This window comes from Lentzea sp. NPDC055074 (assembly GCF_053608005.1).
Genome location: NZ_JBSGUQ010000004.1, coordinates 371,365 through 396,438, shown reverse-complemented (window position 1 = coordinate 396,438; position 25,074 = coordinate 371,365). Strand labels below are relative to the sequence as shown.

Genomic DNA, 25,074 nt, shown 5'->3' with positions numbered 1-25,074 from the left:
ACCTCCTGCCCGAGGTGCACGGCCCCGTTCTCATTGCCTCACAACGAAAGCACGGCAGGCCCGACCGCGGCTCCGATGTTCAGGGCGGCGGTCGCGTAGGAGCCGGCCATCGTGGGCGCGCCGGACGCGTGGTGCAGCACCCGTGCGATCACCGTGCTGCCGACCGCGAACGACACCGCGCCGAGCACGAAGACCAGCAGCAGCAACACGATCGGCTCCCGGCCGAGCACGTCGAGGCTCAGCCAGCCGACCAGCACCACAGGCGTGCCGAGTACCACCACGGGACGAGGCGCGAGGTCGGCGAGCCTGCCGCCCGCGTTGACACCGACGAACGACCCGACGCCGAACAGCACCAGCGCGACCGGTACCCACCACTCGCCCAGCCCGGCGACCTCGGTCACCACCGGGGCGAGGAAGGTGAAGTGGCCGAACGTCACCGCGTTCACGAGCACCGCGAGAGCGATGACGAGCAGCAGCCTCGGCTTGCCGAGCTCGGCGAGCTCCGGACGCAACGCGGGTGGCGCGATCCGCTCCCGTTGCGCCGGAATCCCTGTGAGGACACCGATCGCCGCCGGCACGCAGAGCGCGGCGACCGCGAGGAACGTGGCGTGCCAGCCGAACGCGGTGCCGAGCAACGAACCTGCCGGCACACCGGCGACCACGGCCACCGTCGTACCGGCCAGCAGCACGGCGAGCGCCCGTCCACGGCGTTGCGGAGGGACGAGCGAGGCGGCCGTTGTCAGTGCCACCGCGAGAAAACCGGCGTTCGCGAGTGCGGCGAGCACCCTGGACGCCAACAGCACGGCGAAGCTCGTCGCGAAGGAACCGACCACGTGCACGACCAGGAAAACGGCCACGAACCCGAACAGGCTCAGGCGCGGTGACCAGTTGCGGGCGAGCACCGCCATCAACGGCGCGCCGACGGCCATCCCCGCGGCGAACGCGGTGGTGAGCAGACCGGCGGTGCCCACCGGTACGCCGAACTCGGCCGCGATCGACGGCAGCAGCCCGGCGAGCATGAACTCAGAGGTGCCCATGGCGAACACGGCCAGGGCAAGCAGGTACAACGAAAAAGGCACGGAGGAACTCCGAGGGGCGAAGGGGTTTTCGGGGCTGACGGCTAAACCGCAGACCCGACCTTCGATGCCTCAGGACTCGACATACCCGGCACGCTAGCGCGATCACCTCACACGATGCAGCTTGATTTCGTTGTCAGTTGACACTCGCTCGTTCGGAATCAAAGATTGACGGGTGTTCCTGGACCTGCTCATCGTGTGCGCGATCGTCGGCGTCCTGGCGCTCGCGACGATCGTCCTGCGCCGTCTGAAGAACCGGAAGGTGCGCCAGGACGAGCTGTGGTTCTCTTACCAGCAGCACATGGACGAGCTGCGCCTGGTCTCGCCGGAGGCCGAACTGGCGACGGTCGCGCAGGTGTCCCAACGGGCGGGGCGCGGCGCCAAGGCCGTGATCGTGTGGCAGCGGACGGGAGTCGAGCAGGAGTCGTGGTTCGAGGGCGCGAGCCCGGACCCCGGTGATCTCCTGCTGCTGCGCGCGAGTCCCGGCTGGGGGCCGGACGCCGCCAGCCCCAACGTCTTCTACGTCGCGCCGGGACAGGTCCTGTCGGCCATGACGGTGGACGCGCAGGCGGCCGCGGCCCGGCATCAACACAGGCTCGCGGCCACCGGAGTCACTCCTTGAGGGCGCGCGCCGCGGCGAAGCAGTAGACGCCGAACGCGGCGATGCCGATGGCCACGGCGGACAGCAGGAACATGCCGTAGGGCTGTGCTGCCAACGTCTTCAGGGCCTTGTCCATGCCGCCGGACTGCTGCGGGTCCGCGTTGATCGCGGCGAGTCCGACGAGGACACCGATCACGCCGTACGCGGCGCCCTTGCCGATCCAGCCGATCCTGCCGACCGGCTCGATCCACTTCGGGGCCTTGGCCATGTCGAGGTCCTTCTCGAAGGACTTCTTGATGCCCTTGTAGATGATCACGCCCGCGATGACCAGTATTCCGATCGCCACGGCGCCGACGAGGAACTGGCCGGCGGGCAACGCGAGCACCTGCGCCGTGAGCTCCTGCTGCTGCTGGTTCTGGTCTCCGCTACCACCGGAGCCCGTCGCGTACTTGAACGCACCGAGCGCGATACCGGTCGCCGTGATGGCTCGGGCCGCGGAGCCGATGCGCTTGGAGATGCGCTTCCGCTTCTTCCCGATGTACGTGTAGCCGACGAACGCCAGCAACAACTGCCAGAGGGCGAAGCACACGAGGCCGATGCCCAGCGTCCACAGGAGCCAGACACCGCCCTGGGCGATGTCGCTCACCGCGCCCTTCGAGTCGGCCTGTTCGGAGTCACCGAACGCGACCTGGATCGCCAGCCACGCCACCAGGACGTGCACGATCCCGTACAACACCATCCCCGCGCGCCCCAGCGTCTGGACGACGGGGTGTCTTCTCGCCTCATGCGCAACAGTGGCCACGAACGGGTGAATACCCGCGCGTGGCCACTGTGAACCCGAAACTTGCTCAGCCGCCGGGCGGCGGCTCGCAGACGATCTTGAACTGCGGGTCGTACTTGACCGTGCGCGACTCGTTGCGGGACTGGCCGCTGCGGCGGTCCGTGATCGTGCGGGTGTCCGTCACCGAGAAGCCGGGAGCGCCGTTGCTCGGGGTGCACCCGGCCTTGTTGACCTTCTTCTCCTGCGGCTGGGTCGGGGCGAAGTCGCCACTGGTCGAGCCCGTGACGTCGTAGTTCTTGGTGCCCCACAGCACGATCTTGATCGACCCGGCGGTCCAGATCGTCTGGATGGCGACGCCCGTGTCGTCCGGGTTCGTGAACGCGATGTCGATCAGGCTGTTGCCCGCGCCGTCCATGAACACCGTGGCCTCGCGGCCCTTCGGGTACCGGGTGATCCAGTAGCTGTGCTCGCGGTGGCCCGCGTCCTTCATGCCCGCGTAGTAGTACGCGTTGTAGAGCGTGGTCGCGAACTGCGAGATGCCGCCACCGACCGCCATGCCGGGGATGCCGTTCTCGATGATGCCCGCCTCGACGTAGCCCTGCGCGGTGCCGCGGGGGCCGGTGTACTTGTTGAGGCTGAACGTCTCCTTGGGCTTCACGATCGCGCCGTTGACCTTCTCGGCCACGACCCGGATGTTGACGCCCGAGGCGGGGGCGAAGCCACCGGTCTGGAACTCGCCGATGACCTCCTTGATGCCCATCTTGTTCGCCTGCTCGGTCGTGACCTTCGCGGGCGTGTGCTTGTACTCGAACTTGATCTCGCGGCCGTCGGTCTTCTTCAGCGTGTCGAAGTACGGCTGGAGGTTCTTGTCCCAGTCGAGGTCGAGGCCGTCCACCGAGGGCTTGACCGTCGGCCTGCCGCCCTCGAACACGATCTGGGCGTCCTTGCCCTCCTTGACCGTGTCCTTGAGCTGCGGCGCGGTCACCTCGGCGAGCTTGTCCTTGTTCGGCGTGACGTTCAGCGCGCCACCCTCACCGGGAGCGAAAGCCAGCGTGGACCCGATCTGCTCCGGGGTGAGCGTCGCGTCCTTGCCCTCGCCCTTGATGACGACGGGACCGGACACCGCGGTCTTCACGACGTCGTTGAGCGCCTTCTCGACGCCCTCCTTGGTCGTCTTCACCGGGGTGAAGTCCATCGGGACCTCGACCGGGTTGCCGGACGCCCAGTTCGCGACGACCGCGGTCACGGCGTCCTCGGCCTTGAGCTTCTGGCCGTCGTGCGGGTCGACCGCGACGGGCGTCGCACCCTCGAACTTGATGGTGCCCTCGATCGGCTCGTGGTCGAGCTTGGGGCGCAGGGCCTCGAGCGCGCTGGAGACCTTCGCGTCGTCCGCCTTCGTCGCGACACCGACCTCACGGCTGGTGAAGAACGAGGTGACGCGCGTGAACGGGCTCAGCGGCTGGCTGCCGGCACGTTCGATCGTGCCGTTCCAGTCGAGCTCCAGACCCGCGGCCTTGGGGTCGAGCTCGGACGTGACGTCACCCGCCTTGAGCGCGACGGGCTTGCCGAGCCGCGGGCCGATCTCGTCGCGGAGCTTCTTCTCGGCCTCGTCGTGGCCCATGCCGCCGACCTCGACGCCCGCCACCGTCACGCCGCGCGGCACGTTGCCGCTGGAGACGAGGATGTCGAGGCCGTAGAGCAGGCCGAAGGCGCCGACCACGGCCGCGGCCACGATCAACGCCTTCTTCTTCGTGTTCTTCGGCTGGGCCTCGTCCTCGCCCGGCTCGATCATCACGGGCCCGTAGACGCCGGAGTCCTCCGGGCGCGGCTCGGGCTGGGGGACGGGCGGGGCCACCGGCTTCATGTACTCCGTGGCGTCCTCGCCGGCCGGGAACCCGACACCGGGCACGGCCGCGGTGACGGTCGGCTCGCTCGAGTCCGGCTCCTCAGACGGCCAGGCCGCGGTCGAGGCGTCCACCTGGACCGGCGTGATCTTGGTCGTCTGCTCCGAGGACGTGCCGCCGGGACCCACCGGAGGCATCGCTCTCGTCTTGTCAGCGTCGTACGGCACAGCTCTCCCCGTTGCCCTGTCTCCTGAGGTGGCCTACGTGTGTGTAGCTATCAGGCGTCGATCACGAACCGGCGGCTCATAGGTACAGACCAGTACCGTGTTCGGTGAGCTCCGTCGCAACCGCGTGCAGATCGCGTTCCCTCATCACGAGATACGTGGTGCCGTGCACCTCGACCTCAAGCTGATCTTCCGGGTTGAACATCACCCGGTCGCCGACCTTCACGTGGCGCACGCTGGTTCCGACTCCGAACACGTCACCCCACGCCAACCGCTTCGCCATCTGGGCCGTAGCGGGGATCACGATGCCTCCGCTGGAACGCCGCTCGCCGTCCTCGGGCGAGATGCGGACCATGACGCGGTCGTACAGCATCTGGATCTCGAGCTTGACATCAGGCACCAGCAGAGTCTACGTGCCCTGCCGACCGTCCTCGTCCATGCCGCCCATCAGCAACGGAAGTCTGGTAGGTGCATCGGCAACAACTCGAACCGGGACCCCCCAGTCCTGCCTGGTCAGACGGCAGACCGGGTGTTCGTCGGCAGGATCGTCACTGCAACTGGCGGCCTGCGCTACTACGTGCAGGACGCCGTTCGTGACCTGATCGTTGATCCGCAACGCGCGTACCAGTTCCGTGGTGACGCCGGCGCCCTCGAGAATCAGCTCCGGAGGCGAGCTGGTGATCTCCAAACGTGTTGAGGGGCCGTACCTTTCGTCCAGTTTCGTCCCGGTTGGCGGGGTGAAGACGACCGCGAGCTCGAACTCCCCGGACGCGATGTCGGTGGAAGGCCGCTTTACCTCGTGGGCGGCGCCGTCGATCTTCGTGGCGGCCGCGGTGAACCGTTCGAGCCGATGCGCGGCGCTCGCGACCACGACGAGCTCGTTGTCGACGACGAGCGCGTCGGACGGCTCGGCGACGTCCGTGGCGATGGTCGTCAGGGTGTTCGTCGCGGGGTCGAAGCGCCGGATCGCGTTGTTGTAGGTGTCGCTGATGGCGACGGAGTGGTCGTCGAGGACCGTGACGCCGAGCGGGTGCTGCAGCAGCGCCTCGTCCGCGTCGCCGTCCTTGTGCCCGAACGCGAAGAGCCCCTTGCCGACGACGGTGTGTACCTCGCCGTTCTCCAGGTACCGCAACGCACTCGTCTCGGAGTCGACCATCCACAGCCGGTCGCCGTCCGCCGCGAGCCCGGACGTCTGCGCGAAGAACGCGCCTTCGGCCGGTCCGTCGTTGATGCCCTCGACCGTCGTGCCGGCGAGCCTGCGGACGGTGTTCGTCTCCGGGTCGAAGAAGCTCAGCGTGTGGTTGCCGGCCATCGCGATGGCGACGCCGCCGTTCCACCACGCGACGTCCCACGGGCTGGTCAGCTCGATCTTGTCGGCGGGCCCGTCGGTCTCGCCGTCACGCCACTGCTCACCCGTGCCCGCGAGCGTCGTGACCTCGCCGGTCTCGAGGTCGAGGCCGCGCAGGAGGTGGTTGACCGTGTCGGCGACGACGACCTGGTTCGTGCCGGGCACGAGGGTGAGGCCCGCGGGCTCGGAGAAGGTGGGGTTCAGCCCGTCCCGACGGCCGCGCTCGCCCGTGCCGATGCGGCGGATGACGGTCTCGCCGTCCGTCTCCAGCTCCACGACGCTGTGGTGGGCCGAGTCGCTGACGAGGATCGTGTTCCGCGGGGTGACGATGGCCTTGGCGGGGAAGCGGAGCGTGGTGCTCGGCGGCTCCGGCGCCTGGTACGGCCCCTGCCCGCGGTGCAGCGTGCCCTTCTCGTCGTGCTCCTCGACGAGCTCCCTGATGACGGTCCTCAGCGCCTCGACGTGCCCCTCACCAGCGGCGACGTGCACGACGTAGCCCTCGGGGTCGATGAGGTTCAGGGTCGGCCACGCCTTCACGGCGTAGTTCTGCCACGTCGTGAGCTCGGGGTCGTCGAGGACCGGGTGGTGCACCTCGTACCGCTCGACGGCGGCCTCGAGCGCCTCCGGGTCGGCCTCGTGCACGAACTTCGGCGAGTGCACGCCGATGGTGACGAGGACGTCCTCGAACTCCTTCTCCAGCGGCCGCAGCTCGTCGAGGACGTGCAGGCAGTTGATGCAGCAGAAGGTCCAGAAGTCGAGCAGCACGATCTTGCCGCGCAGGTCCTTGAGGGCGATCTGCTCGCCGCCGGTGTTCAGCCAGCCGCGTCCTACCAGCTCAGGGGCACGGACACGGGCACGGCGCTTCACAGTCGTCACGGCCGTATCCAACACTGTGGACGGTCGCGCTGTTCCGCCGTCCATCATGTGGACGAGGTCAGCAACCGACGGGCGTCACCCGCGGCGACGCGCACGTCGGGCCACCGCGGGTGACGCAGGTAGGCGGGGTCGGGCTCGTGCGGCCCGAGCTCGTCGAGGACGACCAGCAGCGGCACCAGCAGCGCCCGGATGGCCACGACCTCCCGCATGTCGCGCAGCGTCCAGCCGATCGACTCGGCCACGTCACCTTCGTCCCAGAAGGTGTCGTCGACCAGCCAGTGGACCGCCTCGGTGAGGCCCGGCCACCGCTCGACGGTCTCCGGCGTGACCGTCACCAGCACGTCGAGAGCCGCGACGATGTCGGCCCGGATCCCCGGCGATCTGAGTTCGGCCACTGCTTCGTCCCCCGGAGTCGATCTGCCCGTCAGGTGAGGAGGACCGCCCTGAGGTCGGCCACGCTCTGCTTCCACTGCGGGCCGTACTCGGTCTCGTCCCACAGCTCCAGCAGCTCGGACTCTGGCGCCACGACGCGGTCGAGCGCCTGGACAGCGAGCGGGCGCAGGTCCGGGGAGAAGACCGGCAACGGCTTCTTCGGCGCGTACGACGTGGTGATCGGGGTGCCTCCCGGCAGCTGCGCGGCGATCAACGCGGCCGAGGCCAGCGCCTTGCAGGCCTCGTAGCTGTCGAGGTACTCGTCCGACTCGATCGTCTCGGTCAGCGCCGAGCGGACGAGGGTCTCGCGCTCGGTCTCCAGCGCGTCGTCCAGCGCGCCGGAGAAGTCCGCGGCGGTGTCGTTGTCGAAGTGTCCGATGTCCCAGGTGCCCATGGCGGTGATCATGGCATCAGGCACCGACAGTTCCGGGCAGCTTCAGCCCCGGCTTCTCTCCCTCGTCGAAAACCGGGGCCACGGTGATCTCCGCCTTCGACAGGTCCACCTCGCCGCCGGCGAAACGGGCGCCGCGGAACGACACCTCGCCGCCGTTGAACTCCGCGCCCTCGAACCGCATCCGCCCGCCGCGGAACTCGGCTCCGTCGAACGTCACGCGGGCGCCGTCGAAGCACGCACCGCCGAACCACACCTCGCCGCCGCTCACCACCATGCCGTCGAACGAGATCCAGCCGCCCGGAAACCTCGCCAGGCTCAGGAAGAACTTCCCCGACGGCAGGTGGATGCCGGAGAAGTCCGCCGACCGCAGGACCGCGCGGACCAGGTCGAAGTCGTGGCCCTGCCAGCTGAACGGCGCGCCGGCGCGCAGGTGGCGGGAGATCACCGACGTGATCGCCAGACGCACCTCGGACTCCGCGTCCAGGTACCACTCGGACTCCAGCGACGGCTCGTACGGGATGCGCAGGTACGAGCACAGCACGTCGATGCAGACCTGGCGTTGTGCCGGCCACTCGTCGGCCAGTGACGCCAGGGCGTAGATGCCGGCCAGGCGGACGGTCGGGGACTCGTTGCCGATCTGGGCGCAGGCGGCGCCGAAGCGTTCGTTCAGGAGCTTGGTCTGTTCGCGGGTCTCGGCGGACTCGCTGACGCGCTGCCTGCGGTAGGCGACGACCAGTGCCACCACACCGCCGACGCCCGCCACGACGGTCAGGGCGACCTTGATGATGTCGAGCCTGGACGTCGCCGCGGCCGGAAACCCCAGTGCGGCCCAGAGAAGTGCGGCGGACGACGCAAAGACGGCTAGGCCGATCAGCACGACCAGGGCGATGTGCCTCTTGACTGACCAGAGCAGGCCGGAATCCACGCCGCGGACGTTAGCGGCGAGTCTCGCTCAGCGGGACGGAATTGACCGGAACCCGGTGGTAGCCCTCATGATGGGACGCAGACCGCCCGTCTGAACCTTTTCGCCGTGATCGGCGTAGAGGACGCCGGGAGGTGCGTGATGGTGGAGTACCTGGTGATCGGTGCAGGTCCGGCGGGCTTGCAGATGGGGCGCTTTCTACACCGGGCGGGTCGCGACTACCTGATCGTCGAGGCGGGGCCGGAGCCCGCGGGTTTCTTCCGGACGTTCCCGCGGCACCGCGTGCTCTCGACGGACGACAACTCGTTGTTCGAGGGCGTTCCGTTCGCGCGCTACAGCAAGAGGTCGTTCCCCGGCGCGGACGATCTGGTGCGCTACCTGGAGGACTTCGCGCGGCCGTTGAACATCCGCTACAACACGCCGGTCACCGACCTCGCGCGGTACGGGGCGCGGCACGTCGTCGTCGCGACCGGCAAGAAGCCCCACGTGCCGGGCATTCCCGGTGTCGAGCACGCCGAGACGTACGCGAGCGCGAGCACCGACCCGACCGAGTACGCGGGGAAACGGGTGCTGATCATCGGACGCGGGCCCAGCGCGTTCGAGACGGCGGACAACATCGCGTCCACGGCGCGGACCACGCACACCGTCGGGCGGTCGGTGCTGCGGATCGTCAAGGACGGCACCGAGTTCGTCGCGACGATCGACGGCACCGGTGACCTGAGGTACGACAAGGTGATCGTGTGCGCGGGGTTCCGCCGCGACACCGCACTGGACGGTCCCGGCGTGCACGTGCTCGCGGGCGACTCGATCAAGGCGATCCGGCACGCCGCCAGGGCGTTGCACCGGACGCTGGAGGCCGAGCACCACGGGGTGCCGTGGCCGCACCGCCGGTTGCGCAGCCGTCCGGACGCGCTGGCGGCGACGATCGCGACGCGGGCCAGCGAGATCCCGGACGGACTGGCCGATGTCGTGGTGACACAAGGACAACACGCGTTGCTCTACGACGAGATGCCCACGACCGAACGGCGCGGGTTCGTCGTCACGAGCACGCAGGTGAGGCACTACCGGCGCAACGAGCTGATCGCCGTCGAACGCCGGTTGCACCGCAAGCCGCTGGAGAGGTTCTTCTCGCAGCAGCTCGCGGTGCCGTGCATCTCCTAGACGGGCAGCGTGCGCGCGAGGAACTTCGCGGACACGTCCCAGGCGCGGTCGGCGGCGTCCTTGTCGTACCAGGGGCCGAGGTGGTTGAGGAACGCGTGCCCCGCGGCCTCCAGGTGCATCTCGGCGCCCTCGTGCTCCGCCGCCGCGTCCACGACCTTCTGGTAGTCGGTGATGAACGCGTCCTCGGTGCCGAAGACGAACTGGATCGGGCACGACACCTGGCCGAGCGCGCCGACCTGGTCCGGCACGCCCGAGCCGTAGAACGACACGACGGTGTCCGGGTCGGAGGCGGTGGCCGCGGCGTAGGCCAGCGTGCCGCCGAGGCAGAAGCCGAGCACGCCGACACCACCGGTGACCTCGGGCAGCCCGCGCAGGTACTGCACCGAAGCCACGACGTCCTGCACGGCGAGCGGGAAGTCGAGGTTGCCGACGACCTCCATCGACTTCGCGATGCCGGCCTCGTCGTGCTCACCGACCCAGCCCGGCTGGAAGCGGTGGAACAGCTCGGGCACGGCCACGACGTAGCCGAGCGCGGCGAGCTTCTCGGCGATGCCGCGCAGGTATCCGTCCAGGCCGAAGATCTCCTGGACCAGCACGATGCCGGGGCCGGAACCGGACTCCGGGAGCCAGACCGGCAACGGCATGTCGTCAACTCGATGGGTCATGGATCGATCTTGCCCCAAGCCGCCCCGGTCAGCGGCCCACGACCTCCACCGACGTGCGGGTGAGACGTTCGGCCTCGGTCCACAGACGAGCAGCGACGGCCTTGTCCCGCGCGGACTTCGGCATCGAGGAGGCCGTGGTCGGGCCGACGAGGGCCCAGCGCGGCCCGTAGTAGGCACCGGGGACCGCGCCGGGGTCGGCCACGGCGTGCAGGAGCGGTTCGGTGCCCTGCTCGACGCCCTGCGAGGGCAGGACCCGGTACCCCACCCGCTCGACGAGACCGGGCTTGCCGCCGTTGAGGTGCGGGCCCGAGGTCATCAGGTTGGTGCGGGTGTAACCGGGGTGCGCGCCGACCGAGAGCAGCGGCCAGCCCCTCTCCGCCGCGAGGTCCGCCAGGTGGTTCATCATCAGCAGGTTCGCCAGCTTGGAGTGCGCGTAGACCAGCGTGGGGCTGTACCGGCGGCGAGACTGCAGGTCGTCGAAGTCGATCTTGCCCCGGTACGCGGCGCCGCTGCTCATCGTCACGACCCTCGGCGCGGGAGCGGCCAGCAGCAACGGCAGCAGCCTGACGGTCAGCGCGAACGGGCCGAGGAAGTTGCTGGCCAGCTGGAGCTCGAAGCCGTCGACGGTCTCGGTCCGCGCGGGCACGTTCATCACGCCGGCGTTGTTCACGAGCACGTCCAGCGGCTTGCCCTCGGAGATCAGCTCCTCCGCGAACGCGCCCACGGACGACAGGTCGGCCAGGTCGAGCCGCCGGACCTCGACCTTCGCACCCGGATGGGCGGCGAGGATCTCCGCCTTCGCCTGCTCACCCTTGGCCACGGTGCGCACCGTGAGGACGACGTTGGCCCCGGCTCCGGCCAGGCGCTTGGCCGCCTCCTTGCCGGTGCCGCTGTTCGCTCCGGTGACGACGACGCGCTTTCCGTGCTGGTCAGGAACCTGGTACATCGCGACCCCTCATAACGTACTGCCGGTCTCTTATGTTCGCCAACATAACGGACCATCGGTATCTTAGTAAAGTACCGACGGTCTGTAATATGCGCGACATGGGTTTCCAGCGAGCGCGAACCGACGAGCAGCGCGGCGAACGGCGGCGGCAGATCCTCGACGCCGCGGCCGCGATGCTCACCGAGACGCCGGTCGCCGACCTGACCCTCACCGCGCTGAGCCGCCGGGTCTGCCTGGCCAAGGCCAACGTGCTGCGCTATTTCGAGTCACGGGAGGCGGTACTGCTCGCCCTCCTGGAGGCGGAGATCGCGGACTGGATCGCCGGACTGGAGTCCGCGGAGGTCCCCGGCGGCTCGGTGAGGGAGCGCGGAGACCGGCTGGCCGGACTCCTGGCCACCTCGCTGGCGGAGCGCCCGGTGCTGTGCGACCTGATCAGCGCCCAGGCCACGGTGCTGGAGCGCAACATCTCCGCCGAGACCGCCCTTCAGCACAAGCGCGCCGTCCACGGGTACCTGGGAACGCTCGTGGGGTTCGCCGGACGGCACCTCCCCGAACTGGGCGACGAGGACGCCGCCGCGCTGATGCGGACCGTCATGCTGGTCGCGGTCGCCGCCTGGCCGGGCAGCCGTCCCCCGCAGGCGGTCCTCGACGCCTACGCCGCCGACCCGGCGCTGGCCGTGATGTGCGTCGACTTCACCGACGTCGTGCGCCGCAGCCTCGAGGTGACGGCTTCCGGACTTCTCGCCCGCCGGAGCTAGTCCCTGCCCGATAATCGGCCGATGATCAGGTTGATCGCGACCGACCTCGACGGCACGCTGCTGCAACCGGGCGGGGTGCTGAGCGAGCGGACCCGCGCCACGCTCCACGCCGTCGACGCGGACGTCGTGGTCGTCACGGCCCGGCCGCCGCGGTTCGTGCAGGATCTGGAGCTCACCGGCACGGCGATCTGCTCCAACGGGGCGATGATCTACGACCTGACGAACCGCGAGGTCACGCACGCGCAGACGGTGCCGCTCGACGTCGTGCGGAAGGTGTCGGAAGCGTTGGCCGAGGTGATCCCCAACGTCGGCATCGCGGTCGAGACCGGGCTGGAAGTGTTGTCGGAGCCCGGTTTCCAGGGGTTCGGGCCGAAGAATCCACACCGGATGCTGGAGATGCTCGACCACGTCTTCGAGGAGGCGCACCAGGTCGTGCAGATGCTCGCGTGGGCGCCGGACGCCGAGGCCGACCACATGATGGAGATCGCGCGCGAGGCCGTCGGGCAGCACGTGTCGGTCACGCACTCGGGCGGGCTCGGCCTGCTGGAGATCAGCCCGCCGGGCGTCTCGAAGGCCGCCACGCTCGAATCCCTGTGCAACACAAGGGGAATCGGCAAGCACGAGGTCGTCGCGTTCGGGGACATGCCGAACGACCTGTCGGTGCTCGGATGGGCCGGCACGGCGTACGCGATGGGCAACGCGCACCCGCTCGTGAAGCAGGCCTGCACCCACCACGCGCCGCCGAACACCGAGGACGGCGTCGCTCAGGTCCTCGAACGGCTCTTCAGGATCTAGGCACCGAGGTGGGACCGGCCACCTCGGCACCCAGCGCGATCACCCGCCGCCGCAGCTCGCGGTCGGCGGTCACCACCGTCACGACGCGTCCGGCGCCCTCGGCCCGCACGACCTCGACGATCGTGTCGTCGCCGTCGCCGGGCGCGGAGACCACGCGGACGTCGTCGACGGAGGAAACGGTGCGCGCCTTGCCCTCCACGACCAGGACGACCTCCTCGTCGCGGCCGCGCAGGGCGTCGCGGAGGCGTTCGGCCGCTGCCGCTCTGTCGCGCCACCACCCGTCGGGGACGGATCCCACGACGTTGGCGGCGTCGACCACGAGCAACGGCTTCACGCCTCCAGCGTGCCTCAGCCCCGGCGAGCCCGCAGCGCGTCCAGCGAGTCCGGGCCCTCGTCCACGGCAAGTGCCGCAACGGGAGCAGCCTGAACTCCGGCCCAGCGCAGGACGGCGGCCGTCGCGGCGGCACGGTCCTTCTCGGGCAGCTTGGCGATGTTCGCGCCGTGGTTGCCGCCGGGCACCGTGAACGACAGCGAGTCGCGCGTGCCCCAGCCGAGCCGGAACGGTTCCGCGCTCCACGGGTCGTTCTGCCCGTTCACGAACAGCAGCCGTGAGCCCTGGTAGCGCACCCACGAGTCCACGTCGCGCATCGCCGACCGGTCGAACCGCGGGAACTCGATGTCCGGCGAGACCATCGAGCGCGGCACCGAGGAACCGGGGTGGCGCAGCAGGTCGCGCACGGCCGACTCGTCCGCCTCGGGCCAGCCGAGCTGCGTGCCGGCCTGGTAGTAGTACGCCGTGTAGGGCGCGACACCGGCATCGGTGTAGAAGTCCCAGCCCACGGTCGCGTCGATGAACTTCCAGAGGTCGTCCACCGAGGCACCCGCGCCGGGCACGATCGCGCACTGCTCCTGGGTGCCGTACTGCCAGAACGTGAACGGCGTGTCCAGCACCAGGATCTCCAGCGCCTTGTGCGCGCTGCCGAACTGCTTGTAGGTGTAGCCACGCGCTTCGAGGCGTGAGACGAACTCGTCGCGGTTCTGCAGGATCTGCCGCTGGACGCCTTCGAGGCGACGGTTGCACGACGGGTCGTTGCCGACCTCGCGGATGAACTTCCCGTAGACGTCGCGGTCGTTCACCACGTCGTTCGGCGCCACGTACGCGATGGTCGCGTCGACGTCGCGCGGGAAGAACCGGCGGTGGTAGATCGACGTCATGCCGCCCTTGCTGGCACCCGTCGAGAGCCACTTGGCGCCGTAGATCTTCTTGAACGCGGTGACGATCCGGTGGTGGTCGTGGGCCGCCTGCCAGATGTTCAGGTCGTCCCAGTCGGCCGGGGCCGGTCGCGACGGCGGGAAGAACCGCTGCTCGACGCTGATCTGGTTGCCGTCGACGAGCCTCGCGGGCTCGGACGGGCTCGGGCCGGACAGGTTGTAGCCGCTGGTGTGCAGCACCATCGGCTTCGACTCGGCCTTGTGCAGCAACGAGAGGCGCTGCTCGAACTTCACGCCGCGCGGCTTGCGGTGGTCCGCGGGCTGCTGGATGCCGAGGATGAACGTCCGCGCGGTGCCGGACGTCCCCTCGCTGATGATCCGCACACCGGGAACGGCGGCGATGCGGTCCTTGATGTCCGGGGCGGCGGACACCACTGCGGCGGTGGCGGCGACCTGCGCCGATGCCAGGCCGAACGCCAGCAGGGAGCGTACGAGTCTGTTCACCAGGCCAAACTATTGAGCCCGCACGCCCTGCCGGACCGGCCGATCGTCGGGGTTATTCGTAGCTCGCGAAGTAGGACGCGGCCATGTCCTTGTCGCCGTGACCGCCGTCGGCCGCGCGCTTCAGGCGTTCGGCGGAGGCCTGTGCGACGTCAAGGCGCACGTTCGCCCGGTCCGCCGCCTCGGCGACGAGCAGGGCGTCCTTCAGCGCGTTGTCGACGGTGAACGCGGGCGCGAAGGAGCGGTCGATGATCGCGCCGCCCTTCGTCTGCAGGTACGGGGTGTCGATCGCGCCGCCGGACACGGCCTGAAGGAACAGCTTCGGGTCGAGCCCGGACGCCTCTGCCAGCGACACGGCCTCGCCGACCGCCGCCGTCAGCGCGAGCACCCAGCTGTTCGCGACGAGCTTCAGCTTCGACGACGCCCCGGCCTCGCCGACCCACATCGTGCGGGCACCGATCACGTCGAACACGGGCTGCACCTTGGGACGCAGTTCCTCGGCTCCGGACGCGAGCACGACGAGCTTGCCCTCGGCCGCCGGCTTGGTGCTGCCGAGCACGGGCGCGTCCACGAAGTCCAGCCCGAGCGAGCGGGCCAACGCGATGTGGTCCTCCGTGGCGTCGACACCGACCGTGGACGCCTGGACCCACACGGCGTCGTGCGGCAGTGACGGCGCAGCGGCCTGCATGGCTGCAGTGACCGTGGGGCCGTCGTTGAGCATCGTCAGCACGACCTCAGCGCCTTCTACGGCGTCCGCGGGGCTGTCGACGACCGTCGCGCCCTTCGCGGCGAGCGGTTCGGCCTTGGCGCGCGTGCGGTTCCAGACCCGGACGGCGTGTCCGGCCGCGGCGAGGTTGGCTGCGATGGGGGCACCCATGAGGCCGGTGCCGAGCACGGCGATCTTCATGGTCCCCAGCAAACAAGAAACCTCGCGGTGCTGCCAGGTCGGGGGTCCGACAGCACCGCGAGGTCAACAGTGACATCGGCGGACCGACGCGCGCTGTTACAACGCCATCATACTGTGGCGTGGATCACGTTTAACAGAATGAAACCCCTGGAGCGCGGGAGGTGCTCCAGGGGTTCCCGTTGGGGAGGCACTCGCTAACGGGGCGCCGCGCGAGTGCCGGGTCGAAGGGTCAGCGGAGGGTGGTGACCTGAGCCTGGGCGATGGCCATCAGCTCGTGACGCATGGACGGGGTGGTCGCCATGTCGATCGCGCGAGCCACGGCCTTCTGGTTGCGCGCCTCGGCACGGCGGGCGCGGAGCTTCGCTGCGAAGTTCATCTGGGTCTGCACTTCCCTCTGTGAGGTCTTGCTGGGCTGGTGACTCAAGTATGCACCTTCACGCCCACGAAAGCACGCGATTATCCGGTGAGGTGGGGCACATGCCGATGAATCATCGGCCGACAACGTGAACGGCCGGACAACGCCGGGGTGCGCCGGGTCACTCCTCGCGGCCGAGCAGGAACCGCCCGAAGTGCGGCACGGTGAAGGCGATCTGACCCCGTTCCGCGCTGTAGACCAGGCCTTTCTTGATGAGCGAGTCCCGCGCGGGCGACAACGACGAGGGCTTGCGGCCGAGGTGGTCGGCCACCTGGGCGGTGTTGACCCCCGCATCCTTTCCGTCGGTCAACTCGGCCATCGACCGGAGATACTCGCGTTCAGCGGGCGTCGCACGCTCGTATCGGGACCCGAAGAAGCCCACGGCCAGCTCCGCGTCGGCCTCCGGAGCGGCCACCGAGACGTCCAGCGCGGTGATCGGGTCGGCCGGAGCGGCGTCCCAGGCGGCCTTGCCGTAGGCCTGGATGAAGTACGGGTAGCCGCCGGACGCGTCGAAGAGGGCGTCGAGCGCCTCGTCGGTGATGCCCGCGTCCTCGCGTTCGACCGGGGCCAGCACGGCGCGGTCGGCGTCCTCGCGGCTGAGGCGGTCGATGCGGACGTAGCGGAAGAGGCGTTCCGAGTACGACTTGCTGGCGCTGAGCACGGCCGGCAGGTGCGGCAGACCGGCGCCGACGACCACCAGCGGCGCGCCGATCTGCGAGAGCTCGTGGCAGGCCGCGCACAACGCGCTGATGTCGTCCGGCTTCAGGTCCTGCATCTCGTCGATGAGCAGCGCGACGCCCGTGCCGACGTCCTGCGCGAGCTCGGCGACGTCGGTGAACAGCTCGACCAGGTCGATCTCGATGTCGCCGGAGTCCGCCCGTCCCGAAGCGGCCGGGACGTCGATGCCGGGCTGCCAGCGGTCGCGCAGCTTGGCGCCGTCCGGGGCGGCCCTCAGGGCGAACGCCTTCAGGATGCCGAGGATCGCCTCGACCCGGTCCGGCGCGCGGTGCCGGACCGCGAGATCGCGGATCGCCCGGTGCAACGCGGCCGACAGCGGCCTGCGCAGGTCGGCGTCGGGCCTGGCCTCGACCTTGCCCGCGCCCCAGCCGCGTTTGACGGCCATCGACCGCAGCTCGCCGAGCAGCACGGTCTTGCCGACGCCCCGCAGCCCGGTCAGCACGAGGCTGCGTTCGGGACGGCCGCGGGCCACGCGTTCGAGCACCACCTCGAACGCACCGACCTCTTTGTCCCGGCCGGCGAGCTCAGGAGGCCGCTGGCCTGCACCGGGAGCGAACGGGTTGCGCACCGGGTCCATGGCTCGCACCGTATCCGCGTTTCTAGCGCTGGCCTTAGAGACGCGCAGACCAAGCTCGAAGTGCGGCCGGATGCCACTGTCTACGTTTATCTAGTGATTGAGCAATAGAGCTGAATAGTTGCGGATGGTGGCCGGTGCCGGTTGGCTGGCTCACGTGGCTGAAGTCGTGACGAAGGGGACAGGCGAGGTCGAGCGCACCGCCGACCGCGCGCAGGTCGACGTGACGTTCGAGGCTCTCGGCGCCGAACGCTCCGAGGCGGTGAGCACGCTCAACCAGCGCATCTCCGCCGTCGAGCCGCTGCTCGAGGAGTTCGAGGTGCGGTCGCGGCAGCTGTCCGCGCACGACAACTGGGACAACAACCAGCGGGTGGGCAGCCGGGCGTCGCAGCAGTACGTGATCTGGGTGAAGGATCTCGACCGCCTCGACGCGCTGCTCGCCGAGCTCGTGCAGGCCGAGCCGTCCTGGATCAACGGACCGTCGTGGACGCTCGTCGACGACACCGAGGCCATCCGTGAGGCGCAGAAGGAGGCCGTGGCCGACGCACTGCGACGCGCTGAGGGCTACGCATCGGCGCTGGGGCGGCGGCTCGGGCCGTTGCTGCGCATCGGTGACACAGAGGGCGGCGCGCACTACCAGCCGCGGATGATGAGCGGCGCGGCGTCGTTCGAGATGGCCGGGCCCGCCGGGATGGTCGACCAGCTGAACCTGAAGGCGCAGCAGATCACGGTGTCGGCGTCCTGCACCGCCGCCTGGTCGTTGCTCGACTGATGGAGACCGCGCTGGTTCTGGGAATCGGCGGAGTGGTGTTGCTGTTCCTGGCGGTCTTCACGACGCTGCTCCTACTCGGCCGCCGGGCGCGGCGCGGGCGCCAGGAAGGGCGCTACCAGTACCGCGCCAGGCCGAACGGCACCTACGACAACTCGTCCTCGTCCGGTGGAGCAGTGTGACCGGGGCTCGTAGTCCTGAGGTCTGACGCGCGGATCATGCCCCAGCGTGATCCGCGGTGACAGCCCGCGTACCTAGCGTTCCACTCCATGCGGAACTTGTTGATCGGCATGGTGGTCGGGGCGGCGACGATGGCGTCCGTTGCGCCGGCGCACGCGATCATCGGCGGCGAGACGGCGACCGAGAGGCACACGTGGATCGCCGATCTGGGACACGACGAGAACGGCCACGGCTGCGGTGGCGGGCTGATCGCGTCGCGGTGGGTCGTGACGGCCGAGCACTGCCTCGGAACGGTCGCGGCCGGCACGCCGATCCGCGTCGGCTCGAACGATCGGTTGGAGGGCGGCACGGTCGTCGCCGTCGCGAACGTGCACAAGGGCGACTACGGCGACATCGGCCTGATCGAGCTTCAGAACCCCGTTCTGGAGGCACCGGCGACCGTCGGTCCGATGCCCGCGTCCGGGCCGATCCGACTGCTCGGCTGGGGCATGGACGCGCAGTCGTCCCCGGTCTCGCCTCGGTCGCTCAAGCAGCTCGACACCGAGGTGCTGGGCCAGTGCGGCGGGGACGACGAGATCTGCGTGAAGCAGTCCGTGGACGCGGCCGCGTGCCACGGCGACTCGGGCACACCCGCGGTCGTCGACGGCAAGGTCGTCGCGGTGACCAGCCGTGGCCCCATCGGACCGTGCGGCGGCGAAGGCTGGACCGTCTACACCGCCGTGGCGCCGCATCAGGCGTGGATCGACAGCACGATCGCTAGTGGTCGTTGAGCGACTCCATCGCGTGGTGCACCGCGGCGGCGTCGAGGTCGTCCGGGCGTGCCTTGAGCCAGTTCTTGAGCCACTCGACGCGTCGCTTGGCCGCCGCGGCCAGCGTCAACGTGATGTAGGCGCGGCGCTCCCACTCGCGGGCCGACCGCATCGCGTCGGCCGCGGGGCGCCACTCGTCACGGAGGGTGCCGACGAGTGCGCGCGCCAGCACCGGGTCTCTCTCGGGATCAACCTGCAGGTCCTGCATCCCACCCCCAGTGTCGCCGTGAAACGACACTGTGAGTGTGCATGAGGGACTGTCGTGTTCGGCAAGACTAAGTGCGTCACCGTTCCAGAATCGCCGTGATCCCTTGACCTCCGGCGGCGCAAATGGACACGAATCCGCGTCCACTTCCCCGCTGGTGCAACAACTTCGCCAGCGTCGCCACGATCCGCGCACCCGTGGCGGCGAACGGGTGGCCCGCCGCGAGCGACGAGCCGTTGACGTTCAGCCTGGACCTGTCGATCTCGCCGAGCTCCTTCTCCCAGGCCTTCAGCGTCGCGAGCACCTGCGACGCGAACGCCTCGTGCACCTCGTAGAAGTCGAAGTCCTGCAACGTGAGGCCGGCCTTGTCGAGCATGCGCGGTGCGGCGTGCACGGGTGCCATGAGCAGGCCCTCGTCGCCGTGCACGTAGTCGACGGCGGCGGTCTCGGCGAACGTCAGGTAGGCGAGGACCGGGAGCTTGCGCGCCGCCGCCCACTCCTCGGTGGCCAGCAGGACCGCGGAGGCGCCGTCGGAGAGCGGGGTCGAGTTGCCGGCGGTCATCGTGTCACCGAAGACCGGCTTGAGCTTCGCGAGCTTCTCGGCGGTGCTGTCCGGGCGGAGGTTCTGGTCGCGGGTCAGGCCGAGGTACGGGGTGACGAGGTCGTCGAAAAAGCCCTCGTCGTAGGCGCGGGCGAGGTTCTGGTGGCTGCGCGCGGTCAGGTCGTCCTGGTCCTCGCGGGTGATCTCGTACCGCGCCGCGGTGATGGCGGCGTGCTCGCCCATGGACATGCCGGTGCGCGGTTCGCCGTTGCGCGGCAGGTGCGGGACGACGTGGCTGGGGCGCAGCTTCGTGAGGAGGCCGACCTTGCGGGTGCGGTTGAACTCCAGCAGGAGCTTGCGGAAGTTCTCGTTGACGCCGATCGGGGCGTCGCTGGTGGTGTCGACGCCGCCCGCGATGCCCGCCTCGATCTGGCCGAGCGCGATCTTGTTGGCCACGGCGATGATCGCCTGCAGGCCGGTGCCGCACGCCTGCTGCAGGTCGTAGGCGGGGGTCTGGGGGCTGAGCCTGCTGCCGAGGACCGACTCGCGGACGAGGTTGAAGTCGCGCGAGTGCTTGAGGACGGCTCCCGCGACCACCTCGCCGAGCCGCTCGCCCTGCAGGCCGAAGCGGCTGACCAGGCCGTCCAGCACCGCCGTGAACATGTCCTGGTTCGAGGCGGTGGCGTACGGGCCGTTCGAGCGGGCGAACGGGATGCGGTTGCCGCCGATGATCGCTACTCGCATGCCGCCATACTACCTACTAGCGGGTAGACTTACTAGCGAGTAGGTTGTGTGACGTGGACAGGTACCAGAAGTTCGCGACGTCAGGGCTCGGCCGTCAGCTCGTGCGCAGGCTCGGCCTGCCGAACCCGTATCCACTCCGTCGGGACGCCGCGCTCGCCACACCGGTGCTGGTCGGTGGCGCCACCCGGCTGCCCTTTCTGAAGCAGCTGGAAACAGGCACCGCCCCGTACGGCGCGCTGGTGTTCGACGCGTCGGAGATCTCGTCGGTCGGCGACCTCAAGCAGCTGCACGACTTCTTCCACCCCGCGATCACCCAGCTCGGGCCGTGCGGACGGGTGGTCGTGCTCGGGCGGTCACCGGACTCCATCGCGCAACGGGCCCTCGAAGGCTTCGTGCGGTCGGTCGGCAAGGAGCTGCGCCGCGGCGGCACGGCGAACCTGGTGTACGTGACGGACGGAGCCGAGGACGGGGTCGAGTCGACGCTGCGGTTCCTGCTGTCCGGACGGTCCGCGTACGTGTCCGGGCAGGTCGTTCACGTGTCCTCGGCTGCGGCGACCGGCACGCTGGACGGCAAGGTCGCCCTGGTCACGGGCGCTTCGCGGGGCATCGGCGAGGCGATCGCGACGGCGTTGGCCCGCGACGGCGCCCACGTGGTGTGCCTCGACGTCCCCGCTGCCGGGGACGACCTGTCGAAGGTCGCGAACGCCGTCGGCGGGTCGGCGTTGCAGCTCGACATCACCGGCGACCCCGCCCGGCTGACCTCGTACCTGACGGAACGGCACGGCGGCGTCGACGTCGTCGTGCACAACGCGGGCATCACGCGGGACAAGACGTTGGCGCGCATGGACTCCTCGCAGTGGGACTCGGTGCTGGAGGTCAACCTCGCCTGCCAGGAACGGATCAACTCCGCACTGCTGGACGGCGACGTGCTGCGTGACGGCGGACGGATCGTCGGGGTGTCGTCGATCGCCGGCATCGCGGGCAACGTCGGCCAGACCAACTACGCCACCTCGAAGGCCGGCGTGATCGGGATGGTGCAGACGCTCGCGCCCGTTCTCGCTGCTCGCGGCGCCACGATCAACGCCGTGGCGCCCGGTTTCATCGAGACCAAGATGACCGCGGCGGTGCCGTTCGCGACGCGCGAGGTCGGGCGGCGGATGAACAGCCTGTCGCAGGGCGGGTTGCCTTCTGACGTCGCGGAGACCGTGGCGTGGTTCGCGTCGCCGGGCTCGGGTGGCGTGAACGGCAACGTCGTGCGGGTGTGCGGCCAGATGCTGCTGGGGGCCTGATGCTGCTGCGTGCCGCCCTGACGTCGTTCCGGCGCGGGGAAACACTTGCCGCCCGACCGGTCTCCGCTTCGGTCGACGTGTCGCTGAAGCACCTCGCGGCGTACAACGCGGTGTGCGGGTTCGGGCTGCGCGACGCGTTGCCGTTGACGTACCCGCACGTGCTCGGGTTTCCGTTGCAGATGAAGCTGATGTCGGGCGCCGGGTTCCCGTTTCCGTTGCCGGGACTCGTGCACGTCGCGAACCGGATCACGCAGTCGCGTCCGTTGGCGCTGGACGAGCCGGTGGAGATCACGGTGTCCGCGCGCGACCTGCGGCCTCATCCGCAGGGCACGCAGGTCGACGTGGTGACGTCGGTCTCCGGTGTCTGGGAAGGGGTTTCGACCTATCTGCGGCGCTCGGGAGGCTCGTCGGGCGCGGGTGAGCTCGAGCGGCCGGTCGGCTCGGCGGTGTGGAAGGTGCCCGCGGACATCGGACGGCGCTACGGCGCGGCGTCCGGCGACCGCAACCCGATCCACCTGCACCCGTTGAGCGCCAAGCTCTTCGGGTTCCGGCGCGCGATCGCGCACGGGATGTGGACGAAGGCGCGCTGCCTGGCCGCGCTGGAGGGACGGCTTCCCGAGGCCGTCACGGTCGACGTCCGCTTCAAGAAGCCGTTGCTCATCCCCGCTCGTGTCGAGTTCTCGGCTTCGGAGGGTGTTGGTGGCTGGGAGTTCGCCGTCTGGGGCAAGGGGCCCCACCTGGTCGGGTCAGTCCAGGATCTAGCGACGTGACGGTGGATGCCAGACGTTGCCGTCGACCAGGTCGCCGAAGCCCATCCAGACGAGGTTCATGAGGCGTGCCGCGACGACGCCGGCGGGTTCCTCGGGGTGGTCCAGCCACCAGTCCGCGAGCGACTCACCGGCCCCGACCAGCGCCGCGGCCAGCGACTCGGCCTCGAGCTTCGTGGCAGGCGCCTTCGTCGACTGGGTGAGCAGCGCCGCGACCAGTGACACCGCACGTGCCCGCATGTCCATGAGCTCGACCGCGAACGGCCCGCCCTGGTTGGACGCCTGCCGGTGCAGCACCATCCAGCTCGCCCGGTTCTCCCCGACGAACCCGAAGAACGCCCGCAGGCCGCTCCACAGCTGCACGTCGGGTTCCTGGTCGGGCTCGACGCCCGTCGCGATGGCCTCCATCATCCGCGTGGCCTCGCGCCGGATGCACGTCGCGAACAGCTCCTCCTTCGAGCCGAGGTAGGCGTAGAGCATGGGCTTGGAGATGCCCGCGACCTCGGAGATCTCGTCCATGGAGGCCGAGTGGAAGCCGAGCCGCGAGAACACGTCGACAGCGGCATCCATGATCTGCCGCTCACGCACCGCGCGTGGCAAGCGCTTGGCTCGACCTTCTGTGCGCATCACTACCCCTCAGTTCGGAGCAGCAAGATTATCCGATCGAGTTGCCGCTCTATCTACTGGTGAGTAGTCTTACTCGCGAGTAGGTACCAGGAGGTGTGTCAATGACGCTCGACCTCACGACCGAGGCGATCGCGAAGCTCAGCCCGGCCGAACTGATCAGCACGTTGCAGCAGATCACGCCGGACGACCCGGCGCTGGCCGAGGTGGACATCGACGTCATCGCCCGCGGCATCGACCCGAAGAAGCTCGGCCGCGACGACTTCGCCGCGTTGCTCAACGCTCTGGGCGCACTGGCCGACGGCGGCGCCGACCTCGACCTGTCGAAGATGGACCCGTCCAACTTCGCCCGCATCATCTCGCGTGCCTCGAAGGACCAGATCGAGGCCGTGGTCGCCGATCCCGCGCTGCGCGTGCGCGTGCTGGACGAGGTGTTCCGGCGCATGGAGGTCCACTTCCGCGCGGACCGGGCGGGCGCCACTCGTGCCGTCGTCCACTTCCACGTGCTGGAAGACGTCTACGAGGCGATCATCGAAGACGCTCAGTGCACGATCAACAAGGGCGTGACGCGCGAGGCCCGTGCCATCGTGACGCTCACGCCCGCCGACTTCCTGAAGCTCGCGACCGGCAACGCCTCCGCCCCCGTGCTGTTCATGACGGGCAAGCTGAAGGTGAAGGGCGACCTGGGGTTCGCGGCCGGGTTCATGAGCCTGTTCAACATCCCGAAGGCTTAGGAGACTTCTTGTGGGTGGCTTCTCGCTCGAGCTGAACGAAGACCAGACGGACCTGCGCGACTGGGTGCACGGCTTCGCTCGCGACGTCATCAGGCCGGCGGCCTCCGAGTGGGACGAGCGCGAGGAGACACCGTGGCCGGTGATCCAGGAGGCGGCGAAGATCGGCCTCTACGGCTTCGAGTCCCTCGCCACCTGGTTCGCCGACCCCATCGGCCTCTCCCTGCCCATCGCCACCGAGGAGCTCTTCTGGGGTGACGCGGGCATCGCGTTGTCGCTGATGGGCACCGGTCTGGCCGTGGCGGGCATCTTCGCGGGCGGCGAACCGGAACAGCTGGCCGAGTGGGTGCCGGAGTGCTTCGGCGACGAGAGCGACCCGAAGCTCGCCGCCTTCTGCGCCTCCGAACCCCAGGCGGGCTCCGACGTGGCCGGCTACCGCACGCGCGCCCGTTACGACGAGGCCACCGACGAGTGGGTGCTGAACGGCCAGAAGGCGTGGGCCACCAACGGCGGCATCGCGAACGTGCACGTCGTCACCGCCGTGGTCGATCCTGCCCTGGGCTCGCGCGGCCAGGCGGGCTTCATCGTCCCGCCCGGGACGCCGGGGCTGTCGTCGCCGGGCAAGATCAAGAAGCACGGCATGCGCGCCTCGCACACGGCCGACGTGTTCCTGGACGACGTGCGGGTGCCCGGCCGATGCGTGCTGGGTGGTCGTGAGCGTCTCGAGGCTCGTCTCGCGCGTGCCCGCGAGGGACTGAAGGCCGGCGGCCAGGCGGCGATGGCCACGTTCGAGACCACGCGTCCGACCGTGGGCGCGATGGCCGTGGGCGTCGCCCGCGCCGCCTACGACTACGCGCTGGAGTACGCGAAGGACCGCGAGGCGTTCGGGCGCAAGATCATCGAGAACCAGTCGATCGCGTTCGACCTGGCGAACATGCGGATGGAGATCGACGCGTCGCGGCTGCTGGTGTGGCGGGCGGCCTGGATGGGGCGCAACAACGTCCCGTTCACCGCGGGCGAGGGGTCGATGTCGAAGCTCAAGGCGTCCGAGGTGTCGGTGTGGGCGACGGAGCGGGCGATCCACATCCTGGGTGGGGCGGGGTACACCCGCGATCACCCCGTTGAGCGGATGCACCGGGACGCCAAGATCTTCACCATCTTCGAGGGGACCTCGGAGATCCAGCGGCTCGTCGTGTCGCGGATGATCTCCGGGATGCAGATCAGGTAATGCCTTGGAGCGGGCCG

28 protein-coding genes and 1 pseudogene are annotated in these 25,074 nt (G+C 69.5%); 11 read left to right on the top strand and 18 right to left on the bottom strand.

Annotation, left to right across the window (positions count from 1 at the left end):
* Positions 1-50: 50 nt before the first annotated feature.
* Positions 51-1,079, bottom strand: a pseudogene (locus ACWF7A_RS12335) (Cmx/CmrA family chloramphenicol efflux MFS transporter); the annotation flags it as partial.
* 172 nt (positions 1,080-1,251) lie between these two features.
* On the opposite strand from ACWF7A_RS12335, the gene ACWF7A_RS12330 reads away from it, so the two are divergent.
* Positions 1,252-1,698, top strand: a complete 447-nt coding sequence (locus tag ACWF7A_RS12330; protein WP_452250500.1) for a hypothetical protein — start codon at positions 1,252-1,254, stop codon at positions 1,696-1,698.
* On the opposite strand, the gene ACWF7A_RS12325 is transcribed toward ACWF7A_RS12330, so the two are convergent.
* From ACWF7A_RS12325 to ACWF7A_RS12295, 7 genes are all read right to left on the bottom strand, one after another.
* Positions 1,688-2,479 (bottom strand): DUF1206 domain-containing protein, encoded by a 792-nt coding sequence (locus ACWF7A_RS12325; protein ID WP_452250499.1) that lies wholly within the window; start codon positions 2,477-2,479, stop codon positions 1,688-1,690. The two genes, ACWF7A_RS12330 and ACWF7A_RS12325, sit on opposite strands and share 11 nt — an antisense overlap.
* Before the next feature lie 46 nt (positions 2,480-2,525).
* On the bottom strand, positions 2,526-4,322 hold the full coding sequence (locus tag ACWF7A_RS12320; protein WP_452250667.1) for a VanW family protein: 1,797 nt from the start codon (positions 4,320-4,322) through the stop codon (positions 2,526-2,528).
* Between the two features lie 283 nt (positions 4,323-4,605).
* Complete coding sequence (locus ACWF7A_RS12315) at positions 4,606-4,899, bottom strand: GroES family chaperonin (protein WP_084401587.1); 294 nt, start codon at positions 4,897-4,899, stop codon at positions 4,606-4,608.
* 36 nt (positions 4,900-4,935) lie between these two features.
* Entirely contained in the window at positions 4,936-6,795 is a 1,860-nt protein-coding gene (locus tag ACWF7A_RS12310) for an NHL domain-containing thioredoxin family protein (RefSeq protein WP_452250498.1), read from the bottom strand.
* Complete coding sequence (locus ACWF7A_RS12305; RefSeq protein WP_452250497.1) at positions 6,795-7,145, bottom strand: SCO4402 family protein; 351 nt, start codon at positions 7,143-7,145, stop codon at positions 6,795-6,797. The genes ACWF7A_RS12310 and ACWF7A_RS12305 overlap by 1 nt, the downstream gene beginning before the upstream one ends.
* A 29-nt stretch (positions 7,146-7,174) precedes the next feature.
* The gene (locus tag ACWF7A_RS12300; protein WP_452250496.1) at positions 7,175-7,588 is read right to left on the bottom strand and encodes a DUF4259 domain-containing protein; all 414 of its coding nucleotides are present in this window, start codon (positions 7,586-7,588) and stop codon (positions 7,175-7,177) included.
* Between the two features lie 4 nt (positions 7,589-7,592).
* On the bottom strand, positions 7,593-8,501 hold the full coding sequence (locus tag ACWF7A_RS12295) for a pentapeptide repeat-containing protein (RefSeq protein WP_452250495.1): 909 nt from the start codon (positions 8,499-8,501) through the stop codon (positions 7,593-7,595).
* 105 nt (positions 8,502-8,606) lie between these two features.
* Here ACWF7A_RS12295 and ACWF7A_RS12290 point away from each other — a divergent pair, with 105 nt between their 5' ends.
* Positions 8,607-9,659 carry an NAD(P)-binding domain-containing protein gene (locus ACWF7A_RS12290; RefSeq protein ID WP_452250494.1) on the top strand — a complete coding sequence of 351 codons (1,053 nt, stop codon included), beginning with the start codon at positions 8,607-8,609 and terminating at the stop codon, positions 9,657-9,659.
* Here ACWF7A_RS12290 and ACWF7A_RS12285 read toward each other — a convergent pair.
* On the bottom strand, positions 9,656-10,324 hold the full coding sequence (locus tag ACWF7A_RS12285) for a dienelactone hydrolase family protein (RefSeq protein ID WP_452250493.1): 669 nt from the start codon (positions 10,322-10,324) through the stop codon (positions 9,656-9,658). The genes ACWF7A_RS12290 and ACWF7A_RS12285 overlap by 4 nt on opposite strands.
* Before the next feature lie 28 nt (positions 10,325-10,352).
* Complete coding sequence (locus ACWF7A_RS12280; RefSeq protein ID WP_452250492.1) at positions 10,353-11,270, bottom strand: SDR family oxidoreductase; 918 nt, start codon at positions 11,268-11,270, stop codon at positions 10,353-10,355.
* Positions 11,271-11,368: 98 nt separating this feature from the next.
* Here ACWF7A_RS12280 and ACWF7A_RS12275 point away from each other — a divergent pair, with 98 nt between their 5' ends.
* Positions 11,369-12,028, top strand: a complete 660-nt coding sequence (locus ACWF7A_RS12275) for a TetR family transcriptional regulator (RefSeq protein WP_452250491.1) — start codon at positions 11,369-11,371, stop codon at positions 12,026-12,028.
* A 21-nt stretch (positions 12,029-12,049) separates the two neighbouring features.
* Positions 12,050-12,823, top strand: a complete 774-nt coding sequence (locus ACWF7A_RS12270; RefSeq protein WP_452250490.1) for an HAD family hydrolase — start codon at positions 12,050-12,052, stop codon at positions 12,821-12,823.
* Here the strand turns inward: ACWF7A_RS12270 and ACWF7A_RS12265 are convergent.
* From ACWF7A_RS12265 to ACWF7A_RS12245, 5 genes are all read right to left on the bottom strand, one after another.
* Positions 12,813-13,157, bottom strand: a complete 345-nt coding sequence (locus tag ACWF7A_RS12265) for an NTP pyrophosphohydrolase (protein WP_452250489.1) — start codon at positions 13,155-13,157, stop codon at positions 12,813-12,815. The genes ACWF7A_RS12270 and ACWF7A_RS12265 overlap by 11 nt on opposite strands.
* 14 nt (positions 13,158-13,171) lie before the next feature.
* Positions 13,172-14,539, bottom strand: coding sequence for a S28 family serine protease (locus tag ACWF7A_RS12260; protein ID WP_452250488.1), 1,368 nt, complete (start codon positions 14,537-14,539; stop codon positions 13,172-13,174).
* A 52-nt stretch (positions 14,540-14,591) separates the two neighbouring features.
* A complete protein-coding gene (locus ACWF7A_RS12255; RefSeq protein WP_452250487.1) occupies positions 14,592-15,443 on the bottom strand; it encodes an NAD(P)-dependent oxidoreductase in 852 nt (283 codons plus the stop codon).
* Between the two features lie 229 nt (positions 15,444-15,672).
* A complete protein-coding gene (locus ACWF7A_RS12250; protein ID WP_189157408.1) occupies positions 15,673-15,819 on the bottom strand; it encodes a hypothetical protein in 147 nt (48 codons plus the stop codon).
* 160 nt (positions 15,820-15,979) lie between these two features.
* Positions 15,980-17,173 (bottom strand): ATP-binding protein, encoded by a 1,194-nt coding sequence (locus tag ACWF7A_RS12245; protein ID WP_191297794.1) that lies wholly within the window; start codon positions 17,171-17,173, stop codon positions 15,980-15,982.
* A 154-nt stretch (positions 17,174-17,327) separates the two neighbouring features.
* On the opposite strand from ACWF7A_RS12245, the gene ACWF7A_RS12240 reads away from it, so the two are divergent.
* From ACWF7A_RS12240 to ACWF7A_RS12230, 3 genes are all read left to right on the top strand, one after another.
* A complete protein-coding gene (locus ACWF7A_RS12240) occupies positions 17,328-17,942 on the top strand; it encodes an SIMPL domain-containing protein (RefSeq protein ID WP_452250486.1) in 615 nt (204 codons plus the stop codon).
* Positions 17,942-18,121: a hypothetical protein gene (locus tag ACWF7A_RS12235; RefSeq protein WP_452250485.1), complete on the top strand. Its 180-nt coding sequence runs from the start codon at positions 17,942-17,944 to the stop codon at positions 18,119-18,121. The genes ACWF7A_RS12240 and ACWF7A_RS12235 overlap by 1 nt, the downstream gene beginning before the upstream one ends.
* A gap of 87 nt (positions 18,122-18,208) precedes the next feature.
* A complete protein-coding gene (locus ACWF7A_RS12230) occupies positions 18,209-18,889 on the top strand; it encodes a S1 family peptidase (protein ID WP_452250484.1) in 681 nt (226 codons plus the stop codon).
* Here ACWF7A_RS12230 and ACWF7A_RS12225 read toward each other — a convergent pair.
* Both ACWF7A_RS12225 and ACWF7A_RS12220 read right to left on the bottom strand, forming a co-directional pair.
* Complete coding sequence (locus tag ACWF7A_RS12225; RefSeq protein ID WP_452250483.1) at positions 18,876-19,136, bottom strand: hypothetical protein; 261 nt, start codon at positions 19,134-19,136, stop codon at positions 18,876-18,878. The genes ACWF7A_RS12230 and ACWF7A_RS12225 overlap by 14 nt on opposite strands.
* 76 nt (positions 19,137-19,212) lie before the next feature.
* Positions 19,213-20,418 (bottom strand): acetyl-CoA C-acetyltransferase, encoded by a 1,206-nt coding sequence (locus ACWF7A_RS12220; protein WP_452250482.1) that lies wholly within the window; start codon positions 20,416-20,418, stop codon positions 19,213-19,215.
* A 53-nt stretch (positions 20,419-20,471) separates the two neighbouring features.
* Here ACWF7A_RS12220 and ACWF7A_RS12215 point away from each other — a divergent pair, with 53 nt between their 5' ends.
* Positions 20,472-21,707, top strand: coding sequence for a 3-oxoacyl-ACP reductase (locus ACWF7A_RS12215; RefSeq protein WP_452250481.1), 1,236 nt, complete (start codon positions 20,472-20,474; stop codon positions 21,705-21,707).
* Positions 21,707-22,477 carry a MaoC family dehydratase gene (locus ACWF7A_RS12210; RefSeq protein ID WP_452250480.1) on the top strand — a complete coding sequence of 257 codons (771 nt, stop codon included), beginning with the start codon at positions 21,707-21,709 and terminating at the stop codon, positions 22,475-22,477. Before ACWF7A_RS12215 ends, ACWF7A_RS12210 begins: the two co-directional genes overlap by 1 nt.
* Here the strand turns inward: ACWF7A_RS12210 and ACWF7A_RS12205 are convergent.
* Entirely contained in the window at positions 22,466-23,101 is a 636-nt protein-coding gene (locus ACWF7A_RS12205; RefSeq protein ID WP_191297787.1) for a TetR/AcrR family transcriptional regulator, read from the bottom strand. The two genes, ACWF7A_RS12210 and ACWF7A_RS12205, sit on opposite strands and share 12 nt — an antisense overlap.
* A 101-nt stretch (positions 23,102-23,202) precedes the next feature.
* Here ACWF7A_RS12205 and ACWF7A_RS12200 point away from each other — a divergent pair, with 101 nt between their 5' ends.
* Both ACWF7A_RS12200 and ACWF7A_RS12195 read left to right on the top strand, forming a co-directional pair.
* Positions 23,203-23,832, top strand: a complete 630-nt coding sequence (locus ACWF7A_RS12200; RefSeq protein WP_452250479.1) for an SCP2 sterol-binding domain-containing protein — start codon at positions 23,203-23,205, stop codon at positions 23,830-23,832.
* A gap of 10 nt (positions 23,833-23,842) precedes the next feature.
* On the top strand, positions 23,843-25,057 hold the full coding sequence (locus tag ACWF7A_RS12195; protein ID WP_452250478.1) for an acyl-CoA dehydrogenase family protein: 1,215 nt from the start codon (positions 23,843-23,845) through the stop codon (positions 25,055-25,057).
* Positions 25,058-25,074 lie beyond the last annotated feature (17 nt).